The organism is Yinghuangia aomiensis (assembly GCF_039542225.1).
Taxonomy (GTDB): domain Bacteria; phylum Actinomycetota; class Actinomycetes; order Streptomycetales; family Streptomycetaceae; genus Yinghuangia; species Yinghuangia aomiensis.
Window position 1 is genome coordinate 289,640 of record NZ_BAABHS010000003.1, and the last position, 14,387, is coordinate 304,026.

The following is a 14,387-nucleotide window of genomic DNA, read 5'->3' on the forward strand; positions in this document are numbered from 1 at the left end:
CTCGGTAATTTATTGACATTTCCGCAGGTCGGGCCGGGTGATCGGATCATCCGACCAGCTCAGCGGACCTGTGGACAACCGATCGGGTGTACGCACCCAGCCTGTGGACAACCTGTGCGCTGTGGATAACCCCACCTCCGCGCGGTGTCCACCGGAGCCGCCCCGGTAGGCTGGGGGCGCCGAAGAGGGGGTCCGCACCGGTCCCCGAGGACCAGCAGCAGGACCCTGTCGGCCGGCCCGTCAGTCTGCGACCGCGGCTGACCGACAAGTCCGCACCAGCACAGTGGGAGTGCGCGTGGCACGCGTCGTCGTCGACGTCATGCTCAAGCCGGAAATTCTCGATCCCCAGGGCCAGGCCGTGCAGCGTGCGCTGCCCCGCCTCGGATTCGCCGGGATCAGCGATGTCCGTCAGGGCAAGCGATTCGAACTCGAAGTCGAAGGCCCGGTCGACGATGCCGCCCTCGCGCGCATTCGCGAGGCCGCGGAAACCTTCCTGGCCAACACCGTCATCGAGGACTTCACCGTAAGGGTCGAGGACCAGTGACCACTCGGATCGGCGTCGTCACGTTCCCCGGCTCCCTCGACGACCGCGACGCGCAGCGCGCCGTGCGGCTAGCCGGCGCCGAGCCGGTCGCGCTGTGGCACGGCGACAAGGACCTGCGCGGCGTCGACGGCGTCGTGCTGCCCGGCGGCTTCAGCTACGGCGACTACCTGCGCTGCGGCGCGATCGCCCGCTTCTCCCCGGTCATGGAGGCGCTCATCGCCGAGGCCAAGGCCGGTCTGCCGGTCCTGGGCATCTGCAACGGCTTCCAGATCCTGTGCGAGTCGCACCTGCTCCCCGGCGCGCTGACCCGCAACGACCACCTCCACTTCATCTGCCGCGACCAGAAGCTGCGCATCGAGAACGCGGACACCGCGTGGACGGGCGACTTCGCGCAGGGCCAGGAGATCGTCGTCCCGCTCAAGAACGGCGAAGGCGGCTACGTCGCCGACGAACGCACCCTCGACATGCTTGAAGCCGAAGGCCGCGTCATCGCCCGCTACCTCGACGTCAACCCGAACGGCTCGCGCCGCGACATCGCCGGCATCACCAACGAGGCCGGCAACGTCGTGGGCCTCATGCCGCACCCGGAGCACGCCGTGGAGCCGCTGACCGGGCCGACCACGGACGGCCTCGGGTTCTTCACCTCGGTACTGAAGAAGTTGGTCGACGCATGACACTCGACACCGTTGACAAGGCCAAGGACGACTCGAAGGACGGCGCCTGGCTCCAGGACGGGCCGGTCGGCGCGCACACCTTCGGCCAGCCGTACGCGGAACTCGGCCTCAAGGACGACGAGTACCAGCGCATCGTCACCATCCTCGACCGGCGGCCGACCAGCTCCGAGCTGGCCATGTACTCGGTCATGTGGTCCGAGCACTGCTCCTACAAATCGAGCAAGGTGCACCTGCGCCAGTTCGGCGAGAAGGCGCCCGCGTCGGACGCCATGCTCGTCGGCATCGGCGAGAACGCGGGCGTCGTCGACGTCGGCCAGGGCTACGCGGTGACCTTCAAGGTCGAGTCGCACAACCACCCGAGCTACGTCGAGCCGTACCAGGGCGCCGCGACCGGCATCGGCGGCATCGTCCGCGACATCCTCGCGATGGGCGCCCGCCCGGTCGCGGTCATGGACCCGTTGCGCTTCGGTGCCGCGGACCACCCGGACACGCGCCGCGTGCTGCCCGGCGTCGTCGCCGGCATCGGCGGCTACGGCAACTGCCTGGGCCTGCCCAACATCGGCGGCGAGGTCGTCTTCGACCCCTGCTACCAGGGCAACCCGCTGGTCAACGCGCTGTGCGTGGGTGTCATGAAGCACGAGGACATCCACCTCGCCAAGGCGTCCGGTACCGGCAACCTGGTCATCCTGTACGGCGCCCGCACCGGCGGCGACGGCATCGGCGGTGTCTCGGTCCTCGCGTCCGAGACCTTCGACGCGGACGGCCCGGCCAAGCGCCCCGCCGTGCAGGTCGGCGACCCGTTCCAGGAGAAGCTCCTCATCGAGTGCACCCTGGAGGTCTTCGCCGAAGACCTGGTCACCGGCATCCAGGACCTCGGCGGCGCGGGCCTGTCCTGCGCCACCTCGGAACTGGCCTCGGCCGGCTCCGGCGGCATGCGCGTCGACCTCGACAAGGTGCCGCTGCGCGACGCGACCCTCGCTCCCGAGGAAATCCTCATGAGCGAGTCGCAGGAGCGCATGTGCGCGATCGTGGAGCCCGCGAAGGTCGAGCGGTTCCTGGAGATCTGCGCCAAGTGGGACGTCATCGCCACCGTCATCGGCGAGGTCACCGACGGCGACCGGCTCGAGATCTTCTGGCACGACGAGCAGATCGTCGACGTGCCGCCGCGCACCGTTGCCCACGAAGGCCCGGTCTACGAGCGCCCGTTCGCCCGCCCGGACTGGCAGGACGCGCTCCAGGCCGACGGCGCCGAGAGCCTCCCGCGCCCGGCGAACGCCGAGGAACTCCGCGCCACGCTGCTGCGCGTCGTGGGCTCGCCGAACCTCGCGGACAAGTCCTGGATCACCGACCAGTACGACCGCTACGTGCTCGGCAACACGGTCCTGGCGCAGCCCGAGGACGCCGGCATGGTCCGCGTCGACGAGGACACCAACCTCGGCGTCGCGGTGTCCACCGACGGCAACGGCCGGTTCTGCAAGCTCGACCCGTACGCGGGCGCGCAGTTGGCGCTCGCCGAGGCGTACCGCAACGTCGCCACCACCGGCGCCCGGCCGCTCGCGGTCACCGACTGCCTCAACTTCGGCTCGCCCGAAGACCCGGGCGTCATGTGGCAGTTCGCCGAGGCGACCAAGGGCCTCGCGGATGCGTGCCAGGTCCTCGGCACGCCGGTCACCGGCGGCAACGTGTCGTTCTACAACCAGACCGGCGAGGTGGCGATCCACCCGACGCCGGTGGTGGGTGTGCTCGGCGTCATCGACGACGTCACCCGCCGCACCCCGATCGGGTTCCGCGAGGAGGGGCAGATCATCCTGCTCCTCGGCGACACCCGCGAGGAACTGTCCGGCTCGGTCTGGGCGGACGTCGTGCACCACCACCTCGGCGGCCGTCCGCCGGCCGTGGACCTGGAGCGCGAACGCCTGCTCGCCGAGATCCTCATCGCGGGTTCGCGCGACGGCATGATCGACGCCGCCCACGACCTCGCGGACGGCGGCCTCGCCCAGGGCCTCGTCGAGGCGTGCCTGCGCGGCGGCCACGGTGCCCGCATCGTGCTGCCGGAAACGGTCGACGCGTTCGTCGCGCTCTTCAGCGAGTCGGCGGGCCGGGCGATCGTGGCGGTGCCGCGCAGCGAGGAACTCCGGTTCACCGACATGTGCAAGGTCCGGCACCTGCCGGTCGCCCGCATCGGCGTCGTCGACGGCGACACCCTGGACATCCAGGGCCAGTTCACCGTCGGCCTCGACGAACTCCGCGCCGCGAACACCGCCCCGCTCCGGGACCTGTTCGCCTGACGGACGCACCGGGCCCGGGGCCGCTCCGCTCGGAGCGGCCCCGGGTTTTCGGCTTCTCGGCGGTGAACAGCCAGGGGCCAAATGAATCGCCCGCTTCCGCACCACGCCGAGGTCTTGACGACCCGCGACTACGACGCGTACTTCGGGCTGCTCGGCGACCGCGGCGCGGCCCGGACCCTACGCGACCTCCGACGCACCCTGCCGGACTCGCCGGCCCGCCGGTTCGGCTACCGCGACATCACCCCTTGGCCGGCACGACGGCGCCCGGCCTGTTCCGGGACACCGAGCCGGAGTTCATCGGCCGCACGCAGACGATGCCCGACGCGTACATCGACACCTTCCACCGCATCGACCCGTTCGCGACGGTCGGCACCACCAAGCCGTTCCGGAACCGCCCGGGCCCGATCGGCCTCGACGACCGCGACAGCCGCCTCCGCGATGAACACCACGACTACCTGCACCAGTTCCTGTTCCGCTGATTCCGGTCGTGACCTGGTCGGTCCGCCGGTCCGCCGGGGCGCTACTTCCCCAGCGCGTCCAGGCGGAAGGGGCGGAACAAGCCGTGCCCGGACCAGTAGGGGTACGGGACAGTGCCGAAGTGGGCGCCTTTGCCGCCGCTTTCCTCGTACGCGTAGTAGCGGGTGTGGGCGTCGTCCGCCCAGCCCGCGAAGATCAGCGTGTGGCCCGCCGCGCCCGGTGCGGTGTTGACCAGGACGTCGCCGGGCAGCAGCGCGTCCTTGCCGATCGGGTGGGCGACTTGGTGGAGGGTGTCGGTGGTGAGTCCCGGCGCGGGGAGACCCCAGGCCATGGAGACCATGCCGCTGCAGTCCGTGCGATAGCCCTCGAAGGTGCGGGACATGCTGTAGCCGAGTCCCAGGTCGGACCAGCGCTTGGCCCGGCGGAGGATCTCCGCACGTTGCGTGTCGGTGTCGCGGGCGCCCGTGTCCGTGGGCGTCAGCGCGGCCGAGGACGTGCCGGGCGGGTCGGTGGCGGGCACGGCGGCTCCGGAGGTGCGGGCGGCGGCCGGTGCCGCGTACCACCGCGATGGCGGCCGCAGCACCGCGGGTGGCGACACGACCGTGATGCCCGCGACGCGCGCACCGAACTCCACCGCGGGCGCGCTCAGCCGGTCGAGGCGGAACGGCGGCACGGGTACGGGCCGATCGGGCCGCAGGATCGCGGCCTGCGGACGCACGTCCACGTCCGGCGGCGGCGTGCCGGCCGGGGACAGCTCGGCGAGCAGCAAGGGCGGCGGATCGGGCGGCGCCCCGTCGGCGATCGCCGCCAGCAGCTCCGCCGCGAACCGGTCGCCCGCGAGGTACCCCTCCGCACACGACCGCAGCAGCCCGGGAACCGCGTCGGTGGACGACTCCAGCCGCTCCAGCAGCGCGACGGCGGACGCCACGGACGCCTGCGCGGACGCCCAGGTATCCGGGCTCCACCGCGCGCTCGCCGCCGCCTCCGCATCCCCCGCGACCTGCTCCGCGGCCGCCGACGCCGCCCCGACACCGGCCCGGAACGCCGCGAACGCGGAGGCAAGTTCACCGAGCACGGCGGGATCGACACGGAACGGATCGGTGGACATGACGCACCTCCGGAAGAGCGGCCGCCGGCCGGGAACGTTCAGCGGATGGGGACGGGGGAGAGGAAGCCGAGGACGGGAAGAGCGATGCGGGGCGGAACGGACGATGTCGCGCGAGAGGCCGCGGCGGAGTCGGACGGGTGGCGCTCCTGGGCGGCGCCCCACTGCCGTGTCGGCCCGAAGAAGCGTCGGCAAGCCCGCACCACCCCGACTCCCCGGCGTTCCGAAGCGCCCACCTGCCACCGGCCGGCCGCCTTACGGCACCCCCCGCGCCCGCACCTCCCGCAACCCCCGCGCATGCGCCTCCAGTCGCCCCGCGGCCGTGCGGAGTTCCGTCGTGGCGGTGCTGCGCAGCGCGTCGGTGGTGTGGGCGTACGTGGCGAAGGCGTCGGCGGCGGGGCCGCGCCAGCGGGGTGCCCGGGCGCGTACCGCGGCGGCGAGGGTGACCGCGTCGGCGTCGAGTCGGTCGGCGGCGCGGGCGAGGGTGCGGGCAAGTGCGCTCGCGTGCGCGACCGAGGCCGGTGAGGGGCCGGACGGAGGATCGGGTGCGGCGGATGCGGACATATCCGGGCTCCTGACGCAGACGGAAGACGGAAGACGGATGGGGGATTGGCGATGGGGGGTTGGGGATTGGGGATGGGGCGAAAACCTGGTTGGGAATCCCGAGGAAACCAACTGAATCCATGGTTGCCCTTTTCCGCCCCGCGGCTACTCGGGCGCGGCGGGATCGGTCGAATCTGTGGATAACTCGGCGCCATTCCTCGGTCGCCCACAGGTATCGGGAAATCAGTTCGTCCAACCCTGCTTTTGGTCGTAGCCTTCGGCCCATGCCGCCCGCCGCACGCACGCCCGGAATCCGTCCCATCGACCCCGCCAGGCTGCGCGCCGCGCTCTTCGCCGAATGGCGCGCGCTCGTCGAATTCACCGACGCGATCGACCCCGCCCTGCGCTCCGAGCCGTCCGGTCTGGAGGGGTGGGCGCTCGCCGACCTCGTCGCGCACGTCGGCGGCGGGGTCGAGGCCGTGTCCCGCTGGCTCGCCCTGCCCACCCCGTCGGACAAGCCCATCACCGTCGAGCAGTGGGCCGGCGGCACCGCGGCCGCCGCGGAGGCCATCGCGGAGATGGCCGCCGAGCTGTCCGAGAAGGGCGTCACCCCGGCCGACTACGTCGAGGACACCGTCAAGCTGCTCGCGGAGACCCCGGACACCCGGATCACCGTGACCCGGGTCGGCCCCATGCGGGTCGCGGACATGCTGGTGACGCGGCTCGTCGAAGCCGTCGTGCACGCCGACGACCTGGAGCGGGCCACCGGGACGGCCTTCCCGCACGACCGCCAGGCGCTGGCGATCGCCACGCGGGTCCTCGCCGACGTCCTCGCGGTCCGCGCTCCCGGCCATTCCGTCGAGGTGCGCATCCCGCCGTTCGCCGTCGTCCAGTGCGTGGAGGGTCCCAAGCACACCCGGGGCACCCCGCCCAACGTGGTGGAGACCGACGCCCGCACCTGGCTGCGGCTCGCCGCCGGCCGGCTCGCCTGGGTGCCCGCGGTCGACGACGGCACGGTCCGCGCCAGTGGCGAGCGCGCCGACCTGTCGCCGTGGCTCCCGCTGCTCGGCTGACCCGCGGCGGCGAATCGTCGAGGGGCGGCGGTGCGCACGTCTTGTGGCGCACCGCACACCCCGTCCCAGGCTCGGCGGCGACCGCCGCTAACCGTGCGCGATCACCGCAGGTGACAGCCCCCCGCGCCGGACCCCTTCGGCGAAAAGCGGACCGCGGCGAAGCCCCCGCCGACCGGCCCGCTCCCCGTGCCCAACCAGGCCCTCGGTCCTGCCGGTGCGCGGCGTCTGGTTAGACTCGACAACGTGCCACGTGGCGACGGACGACTCAACCACGATCTCTTCCCCGGCGAGAAGGGCCCGCAGGACGCCTGCGGTGTCTTCGGCGTTTGGGCCCCCGGCGAAGAGGTTGCGAAACTTACCTACTTCGGGCTTTACGCACTGCAACACCGCGGTACGGAATCCGCCGGTATCGCGGTGAGCAACGGCTCCCAGATCCTCGTCTTCAAAGACATGGGCCTCGTGTCCCAGGTCTTCGACGAGGCGACCCTGGGATCGCTGCGCGGCCATATGGCCGTCGGCCACGCCCGCTACTCGACCACCGGATCCTCGGTCTGGGAGAACGCCCAGCCGACGTTCCGGGCCACCGCGACCGGGAGCATCGCGCTCGGCCACAACGGCAACCTCACCAACACCGGTGAGCTGGCCCGCATGGTCGCCGAGCAGGGCCCCGACCGCGGCGAACTGAACTACCCCTACCAAGGCCGCATCGAGGCGACCAGCGACACCGATCTGCTGGCGTCCCTCCTCGCCGGCCACCCGGACCTGTCGCTGGAAGAAGCCGCGATGCAGGTCCTGCCCAAGCTCCGCGGCGCGTTCTCGCTGGTCTTCATGGACGAAGGCACGCTGTACGCCGCCCGCGACCCGCAGGGCATCCGCCCGCTGGTGCTCGGCCGCCTGGAGCGCGGCTGGGTCGCCGCGAGTGAGACCGCCGCGCTCGACATCGTCGGCGCGTCGTTCATCCGCGAGATCGAGCCCGGCGAGCTGGTCGCCATCGACGAGCACGGGCTGCGCACCCAGCGCTTCGCGGAGGCCGCCCCCAAGGGCTGCGTCTTCGAGTACGTCTACCTCGCCCGCCCCGACACCGCGATCGCCGGCCGCGGCGTGCACGCGGCCCGCGTCGAGATGGGCCGCCGCCTCGCGATGGAGGCGCCCGTCGAGGCCGACCTGGTCATGCCGACGCCGGAATCCGGGACGCCCGCCGCGATCGGCTACGCCGAAGAGTCCGGCATCCCGTTCGGCCAGGGCCTGGTCAAGAACTCCTACGTCGGCCGCACCTTCATCCAGCCCAGCCAGACGATCCGCCAGCTCGGCATCCGGCTCAAGCTGAACCCGCTGCGCGAGGTCATCGCGGGCAAGCGGCTGGTCGTGGTCGACGACTCGATCGTGCGCGGCAACACGCAGCGCGCGCTGGTGCGCATGCTGCGCGAGGCGGGCGCCGCCGAGGTGCACGTGCGCATCTCGTCGCCGCCGGTGAAGTGGCCGTGCTTCTTCGGCATCGACTTCGCCACGCGCGCCGAGCTGATCGCCAACGGCCTGTCGGTCGACGAGATCGCCAAGTCGCTGGGCGCCGACTCGCTCGCGTACATCTCGATCGACGCGATGGTGGAAGCCACGACCATCCCCAAGGACAACCTGTGCCGGGCGTGCTTCGACGGGATCTACCCGATCGAGCTGCCCGACCCGGAGCGTCTGGGCAAGCACCTTCTCGAAGGCCTGGAGCAGTCCGTGCGCAGCGATGCGGACGGCGTCCAGTCGCTGCTCGGGGGCGCGGGCGCCGAAGACGCGCTGCGCCGCCCCTAGAAGCCGGAGGCCCCGCACGAACGCGTGCGGGGCCGCGGGCGCATTCCGGCCGGCGCCGTCCGTGTCCGGGCCCGATCCGCCGAAGATCCGCCGAACCGCCTGATCCCCGCGTACCACCCCGACCCGAAAGGGCCGCACCGCCGTGACCGACACCCCCGCCTCCCCGGGCTCCACCTACGCCGCCGCCGGCGTCGACATCGAGGCCGGCGACCGCGCCGTCGAGCTGATGAAGACGTGGGTCGCGAAGGCCTCCCGCCCCGAGGTGCTGGGCGGTATCGGCGGCTTCGCCGGCCTGTTCGACGCGTCCGCGCTCAAGCGGTACGAGCGGCCGCTGCTGGCCACCTCGACCGACGGCGTCGGCACCAAGGTCGCCATCGCGCAGCGCATGGACAAGCACGACACGATCGGCCGCGACCTGGTCGGCATGGTCGTCGACGACCTGGTCGTGTGCGGTGCCGAGCCGCTCTTCATGACCGACTACATCGCCACGGGCAAGGTCGTGCCGGAGCGGATCGCCGCGGTCGTCAAGGGCATCGCGGAGGGCTGCGTGCTGGCCGGCTGCGCGCTGGTCGGCGGCGAGACCGCCGAGCACCCGGGCCTGCTGGCGCCGGACGAGTACGACGTCGCGGGCGCCGGCACCGGCGTCGTCGAGGCGGACGGCCTGCTCGGCGCCGACCGGGTCCGGGACGGCGACGTGGTGATCGCGATGGCCGCCTCCGGACTTCACTCGAACGGGTACTCGCTGGTCCGCCACGTGTTCCTCGCCCAGGCGGGCTGGGAGCTGGACCGGGACGTGCCGGAGTTCGGCCGCACGCTCGGCGAGGAACTGCTGGAGCCGACCCGCATCTACTCGCTCGACTGCCTCGACCTGGCGCGCCGCACCGAGGTGCATGCGTTCTCGCACGTCACCGGCGGCGGCCTCGCGGCCAACCTGGCGCGCGTGCTGCCCGCCCACCTGGACGCCCGCCTGGACCGCGCCACGTGGGCGCTTCCGGCGGTGTTCTCGCTGGTCGGCGAGGTCGGCAAGGTCGCGCTTCCGGAGCTGGAGAAGACCCTCAACATGGGCGTAGGCATGGTCGCTGTGGTCGCCGCCGACGCCGCCGACGCGGCGCTTGCGGTCCTGGCCGAGCGCGGGGTCCCCGCGTGGGTGCTGGGCGGGATCACCGCGGGCACCGGCCAGGCGGTCCTGGAGGGGGCGTACGCGGGCTGACCCGGCGCTCGTACCCGCACGCGCGCACGACGAAGAGCCGCCCGGCGCCGGAGGACCGGCACGGGCGGCGCATCCCGCCGCGCACGGCGGCGGGACCGTCGTCCTGGCGAAGCGACGGCAGCACAAAGGGTCCGGGACCCTGCCGGGTCCCGGACCGCTTGGGTGCTGCTTCACCCCTCACACGGGCGGCGGACCGTCACACGAAATCCGCGACGGGGTCAGCGTCGGCCCGAAGGGCCCGCGTCGTCCTCGTCGTCGTCATCGTTGTAATAGTCCGCATACGCCGCGTAGGGATCGTCGAGCTGGTCTTCGTACGCCTCGTCATCCGGTTGGACGCCTTGCGGCTCCTCGGTTGACGACACGCCCAGCTCTTCGGCCAGACGGTTCAGATCCGTTCCGCCGCTGTTGTACTTCAGCTGGCGGGCGACCTTTGTCTGCTTGGCCTTGGCCCGGCCGCGCCCCATGGCTCGACCCCCTCAACGACGGGGCTCACGGCCCCGGGTCTTGACACGCGTTCACGATCAGAGACGGTTCATCCAAATACGGAAACCGCCCCTTGGAGCATTAACGGTACCTGCTTCCGCGGCGCGACGGTACGTCGCATGGGTGACAGGTGGGCTCGGACCCCGACCCGGTACCTCTGTTCCGGCTGGTCAGGGGCCTGATCGCAGGTCCTTTGCCGAGGCTGACGATACCGTGTGATTCAGCTTCCAAGGTAGATCCCGCGCAGACGACCCACATCCGCCATGCGCCGTTCGGCGAGCCGGTCGGCCGCGACCGCGGGCGGGACGCCTTCCTCGTCGGCCAGCGCGAACACCCGGGCGGTCGTCGCCCGGATGCCGGATGCCTTGCGCTTGGCCCGGTCGAAGTCGAAGCCGTGCAGTTCGTCGGCGACCTGGATGACGCCGCCGGAGTTCACCACGTAATCGGGCGCGTAGAGGATGCCGCGGTCGGCGAGCGCTTTGTCGACACCGGCGTGGGCGAGCTGGTTGTTGGCCGCGCCGCAGACGATCTTGGCGGCGAGGTCTTCGACCGTGCGGTCGTCGAGCGCGCCGCCGAGGGCGCACGGCGCGTACACGTCGATGGCGTCGCGGACCAGCGTGTCGGTGTCGGGTGCCACGGCGATCTGCGGGTGCTTCTCGCGCAGCCGGGCGACGGCGTCCCGGTCGACGTCGGTGACCAGCACCTCGGCGCCGTCCTCGAGCAGGTGGGCGGCCAGGTGGCGGCCGACTTTGCCGACGCCGGCGACGCCGACCCGGCGGCCGCGCAGCGACGGCGTGCCCCACAGGTGCTCGGCGCTCGCCAGCATGCCCTGGAAGACGCCGTAGGCGGTCAGGACGGAGGAGTCCCCGGCGCCGCCCGCGTCGGGCGAGCGGCCCGTCACGAAGGCGGATTCGCGGGCGACGACGTCCATGTCCTCGACGTACGTGCCGACGTCGCAGGCGGTCACGTAGCGCCCGCCGAGGGACTGCACGAAGCGGCCGTAGGCGCGCAGCAGCGCTTCGGTCTTGTCGCGCTTCGGATCACCGATGATCACGGCCTTGCCGCCGCCGTGGTCGAGCCCGGCGAGGGCGTTCTTGTAGGCCATGCCCTTGGCGAGGTTGAGGACGTCCGCGACGGCCTCGTCCTCGGTCGCGTAGGGGTAGAACCGCGTGCCGCCGAGGGCGGGGCCCAGGGCGGTGGAGTAGATCGCGATGACGGCGCGCAGGCCGCTCGCCTCGTCCTGGCAGAAAACCACCTGCTCGTGGCCGGTGCCCCTGCCGAACACGGGTCCCGGGGTGCCGGTCCGCGTCGTGGTGCCCGTGGTGCTTGTCGTCACTGTGGTGACTCCCGAGTCCGGCCCGCGGATGGGTGGTCGCGGGCGTCTGCCCCAACCCTAGGACCGCGGGGGTGCCGTGCGGGGGCGGCCCCGCGGAATCGCCGTGCCGTGCGACGATGCCGTCGTGCGGACTTCGGTGGTGGCCCCCTATTCGGCGTACCTGCGCGTCTACGAGCCGCTCGCGGCGTTCCCGGAGCCGGAACGCTCGCGTTGGGCGAACTACGTGCGGGACGTCCACACGCGCCGCGTGTGGGGCGCGGGCGGCACGGCGGAGCTGACCGCCCAGGAGCAGCAGGCGTCGCTGGAAGGCATCCTGGCGACGCCGCCGGAGCCGGCGCCGCCGCACGAGAGCGACGCCGCGTACGTCGCCGAGCTGGACGGCATCCCGCTGGTGTGCCCGCGGCAGACCCGGCTGCGGTGCTGGACGGCGATGGCCGAAATGCGCCGGGACTATCCGGAGGTCGTGCAGAACGCGTTCTTCCCGGGCCTGGTGCTGGCGCAGGCGCAGGCCGACCACGAGCGGTGGCGGATGGAGAACCCGGACGTGCAGCCGCACATCCACAGCAGCACCTGGCATGTGCCGATGCGCTGGTTCGTGCTGTTCGCGCAGGACGAGCGGGTGCTGGTGGAGCCGGACGGCGACGGCGCCGGGGCCGCGGGCGGCTGGGAGCTGTACTACCGCACGCCGATGGTGCAGGCGCGGCGGCGGGTGGCACGGGCGCTGCGGGTGCTCCGCGACACCCTCGAGGAGGGCGCGCTGATCACCGGTCTGGAGGACACCGGACGGTGGTTGGAGGAGTTCCATCCGCGCGCGATGGTGGAGCTGGACTTCGGCGGGCTGGTGCGATTGATTCCCACGGGGGACCTCGCGGACGAGCGGACGGCGGAGTACGTTTCCGAGGGCTTGGCCGCGTTGGCGGCCGGCGACGGAGCGCGTGCGTCGGAGGCGTACCGCCGGATCACCGAGCGGTGGTCCGCGGTGCGGGCGCTGGAGCACGCGAGCTGAGCGGACCATTCGTCAAGAACGCGCGGTTTTCTGAGATCAACATCTCATACCGCGCATACGGCTCCGAATGGTTCGTATATGATGAATCGGACAAAGAGCGCTTTGCTCTTGGTTCACCGGATGTCTCTCACAGCAGCTCCACCGCAGGTCGCCCACGGGCGCGACCTGCGGTTGTCGATGTGGCCCGAGGGTACGCACGGGGCCGGTCGGCCGGAAGTGACTCTTTGTCACGCACGGGTGACTGTCCGCTATGTGTGGCTCTTCGGGAACGCGCCGGTTGGGTGCTGCGATGCCAATTCCGGCGGTTTGGCCAACCGGGGCCGTCGGATGGTGTACTTGTACTGTGAAGGACAAGCCGTTCGTCCTATAACCGACTTGGCCCTCGAGAACCATTTCGGACATCGGGGGTCAAGGTGCAGAATTTGAAGAAAGAACCGCGCTGGGTTCGGTTCTTCCGAGGAGGCCGCTCATGACCGCTCGTACGCCTGATGCCGAGCCGCTGCTGACGCCGGCCGAGGTTGCCACCATGTTCCGCGTCGACCCCAAGACGGTCACGCGCTGGGCCAAGGCCGGCAAGCTCACGTCGATCCGCACTCTCGGTGGCCACCGCCGCTACCGCGAGGCGGAGGTCCGCGCCCTGCTCGCGGGCATCCCGCAGCAGCGCAGCGAGGCCTAAGCCGAGGCAGGGCCCACCTGCATCAGCCGTTGTCTTGAGTGCCGCCCCTCGGATCCCGCCGGATCCGAGGGGCGGCGCTTTTTCGTGCGCCGACCTGCGGATTGCCGGGTGGATCGGGGGCTCGGCGCGGTGCGCGAGGGGGCTCGGAGGCCGGCCGGGCGGCCTCGGGAGCGGCATTTCGCGACATACCGAAACCGGGTTTCAGTAAAATATCACATAGAATGCAGGGCTTGTTTTCGGACGCTCGTGAAAACGATTTCCAGTCAAAACCGTGATGTCCATCACACTAACGGGTGATGGCGGGGTCGCCTCGCGGGGGCGGACGGACGTGCGGGGCATCGTCGGCGGGAGTCGCCGGGCGGGTACGGAGGGGCGCGCGAGGGCGGCGCGACCGGGATCATCGGCGTGCTCCGCCTGGCCCTACAGTTGTCGCCATGTCCAGTAGCGCGCGGGCGGGTGGGACGGCCGCCGCGAATCCCCGGAACGGCAACAGCTCGGGCAACGCGACCCGGGCCAAGCTGCTGCGCACCGCCGAGCGGCTGTTCGCGAAGAACGGCATCGACGGCGTTTCGGTCCGCGACATCACCGGCGCGGCGGACGCGAACAGCGCCGCCGTCCACTACCACTTCGGGTCCAAGCAGGACCTGATCGCGGCGATCCTGCACAGCCGTATGGCGGATCTCGGTGCGCGCCGCGAACGGCTGCTCGCCGATCTGGAGGCCGACGACCGGCCCGCGCTGCGCGACGTGGTCGAGGCGCTGCTGCTGCCGACCGTCGAACTGAGCCGCGACCGCCGCGGCGGCGGGCACCACTACCTGGGCTTCCTGGTCGCCGTCGGCGAACACCCGCGGTCGATGCACCTGATCACCGACGAACTCGACCCGCTCACCGCGCGCTACGTCGCGGTGCTGGCCCGCACGCTGCCGGAAGTCCCGCACGAGGTCCTGATGTTCCGGTTCGGCGTGGCGAAGGACCTGATGAACCGGGTGCTGCGGCAGGGTGCGGTGCGCGAGTGGCTGCGCCGGCACGCGTCCGAGGACGACGCGGTGCTGGTCGACCGGCTCGCGGACTTCCTGGTGGGCGCGTTCGCCGCGCCCGTGCACGGGGCCTGATCCGGACCCGAAGCCGGTCTCGGCCGGGTCCGCGGCGGATCCGAAGCGGGCCCTGGGTGC

At 71.7% G+C, this 14,387-nt stretch carries 14 protein-coding genes; 10 read left to right on the forward strand and 4 right to left on the reverse strand.

The features are described 5' to 3' along the window. Positions 1–295 precede the first annotated feature (295 nt). From purS to ABEA93_RS05755, 4 genes are all read left to right on the forward strand, one after another. Complete coding sequence (purS, locus tag ABEA93_RS05740; protein ID WP_345674176.1) at positions 296–544, forward strand: phosphoribosylformylglycinamidine synthase subunit PurS; 249 nt, start codon at positions 296–298, stop codon at positions 542–544. Continuing rightward, entirely contained in the window at positions 541–1,218 is a 678-nt protein-coding gene (gene purQ, locus ABEA93_RS05745) for a phosphoribosylformylglycinamidine synthase subunit PurQ (protein WP_345674177.1), read from the forward strand. The genes purS and purQ overlap by 4 nt, the downstream gene beginning before the upstream one ends. Then, positions 1,215–3,506 carry a phosphoribosylformylglycinamidine synthase subunit PurL gene (gene purL / locus ABEA93_RS05750; RefSeq protein ID WP_345674178.1) on the forward strand — a complete coding sequence of 764 codons (2,292 nt, stop codon included), beginning with the start codon at positions 1,215–1,217 and terminating at the stop codon, positions 3,504–3,506. Before purQ ends, purL begins: the two co-directional genes overlap by 4 nt. Positions 3,507–3,751: 245 nt before the next feature. Continuing rightward, positions 3,752–3,985 carry a hypothetical protein gene (locus ABEA93_RS05755; protein ID WP_345674179.1) on the forward strand — a complete coding sequence of 78 codons (234 nt, stop codon included), beginning with the start codon at positions 3,752–3,754 and terminating at the stop codon, positions 3,983–3,985. 41 nt (positions 3,986–4,026) lie between these two features. On the opposite strand, the gene ABEA93_RS05760 is transcribed toward ABEA93_RS05755, so the two are convergent. Together ABEA93_RS05760 and ABEA93_RS05765 are read right to left on the reverse strand one after the other, a co-directional pair. Then, positions 4,027–5,091: a hypothetical protein gene (locus ABEA93_RS05760; protein ID WP_345674180.1), complete on the reverse strand. Its 1,065-nt coding sequence runs from the start codon at positions 5,089–5,091 to the stop codon at positions 4,027–4,029. A gap of 252 nt (positions 5,092–5,343) precedes the next feature. Next, a complete protein-coding gene (locus ABEA93_RS05765; RefSeq protein WP_345674181.1) occupies positions 5,344–5,652 on the reverse strand; it encodes a hypothetical protein in 309 nt (102 codons plus the stop codon). A 263-nt stretch (positions 5,653–5,915) separates the two neighbouring features. Between ABEA93_RS05765 and ABEA93_RS05770 the strand changes: the two genes are divergently transcribed. From ABEA93_RS05770 to purM, 3 genes are all read left to right on the forward strand, one after another. Then, the gene (locus ABEA93_RS05770) at positions 5,916–6,704 is read left to right on the forward strand and encodes a maleylpyruvate isomerase family mycothiol-dependent enzyme (RefSeq protein WP_345674182.1); all 789 of its coding nucleotides are present in this window, start codon (positions 5,916–5,918) and stop codon (positions 6,702–6,704) included. Positions 6,705–6,947: 243 nt separating this feature from the next. After that, positions 6,948–8,504, forward strand: a complete 1,557-nt coding sequence (gene purF, locus ABEA93_RS05775; RefSeq protein WP_345674183.1) for an amidophosphoribosyltransferase — start codon at positions 6,948–6,950, stop codon at positions 8,502–8,504. Between the two features lie 142 nt (positions 8,505–8,646). Next, on the forward strand, positions 8,647–9,714 hold the full coding sequence (purM, locus tag ABEA93_RS05780) for a phosphoribosylformylglycinamidine cyclo-ligase (RefSeq protein WP_345674184.1): 1,068 nt from the start codon (positions 8,647–8,649) through the stop codon (positions 9,712–9,714). 218 nt (positions 9,715–9,932) lie between these two features. On the opposite strand, the gene ABEA93_RS05785 is transcribed toward purM, so the two are convergent. Together ABEA93_RS05785 and ABEA93_RS05790 are read right to left on the reverse strand one after the other, a co-directional pair. Next, positions 9,933–10,178: a DUF3073 domain-containing protein gene (locus ABEA93_RS05785; RefSeq protein ID WP_345674185.1), complete on the reverse strand. Its 246-nt coding sequence runs from the start codon at positions 10,176–10,178 to the stop codon at positions 9,933–9,935. 239 nt (positions 10,179–10,417) lie between these two features. After that, the gene (locus tag ABEA93_RS05790) at positions 10,418–11,533 is read right to left on the reverse strand and encodes a Glu/Leu/Phe/Val family dehydrogenase (protein WP_425584828.1); all 1,116 of its coding nucleotides are present in this window, start codon (positions 11,531–11,533) and stop codon (positions 10,418–10,420) included. Positions 11,534–11,657: 124 nt separating this feature from the next. Here ABEA93_RS05790 and ABEA93_RS05795 point away from each other — a divergent pair, with 124 nt between their 5' ends. From ABEA93_RS05795 to ABEA93_RS05805, 3 genes are all read left to right on the forward strand, one after another. Further along, positions 11,658–12,539, forward strand: a complete 882-nt coding sequence (locus tag ABEA93_RS05795; RefSeq protein ID WP_345674186.1) for a DUF8083 family protein — start codon at positions 11,658–11,660, stop codon at positions 12,537–12,539. Between the two features lie 469 nt (positions 12,540–13,008). Then, on the forward strand, positions 13,009–13,215 hold the full coding sequence (gene bldC, locus ABEA93_RS05800) for a developmental transcriptional regulator BldC (protein WP_003949541.1): 207 nt from the start codon (positions 13,009–13,011) through the stop codon (positions 13,213–13,215). A gap of 434 nt (positions 13,216–13,649) precedes the next feature. Continuing rightward, complete coding sequence (locus ABEA93_RS05805) at positions 13,650–14,327, forward strand: TetR/AcrR family transcriptional regulator (protein ID WP_345674187.1); 678 nt, start codon at positions 13,650–13,652, stop codon at positions 14,325–14,327. Positions 14,328–14,387: the final 60 nt, after the last annotated feature.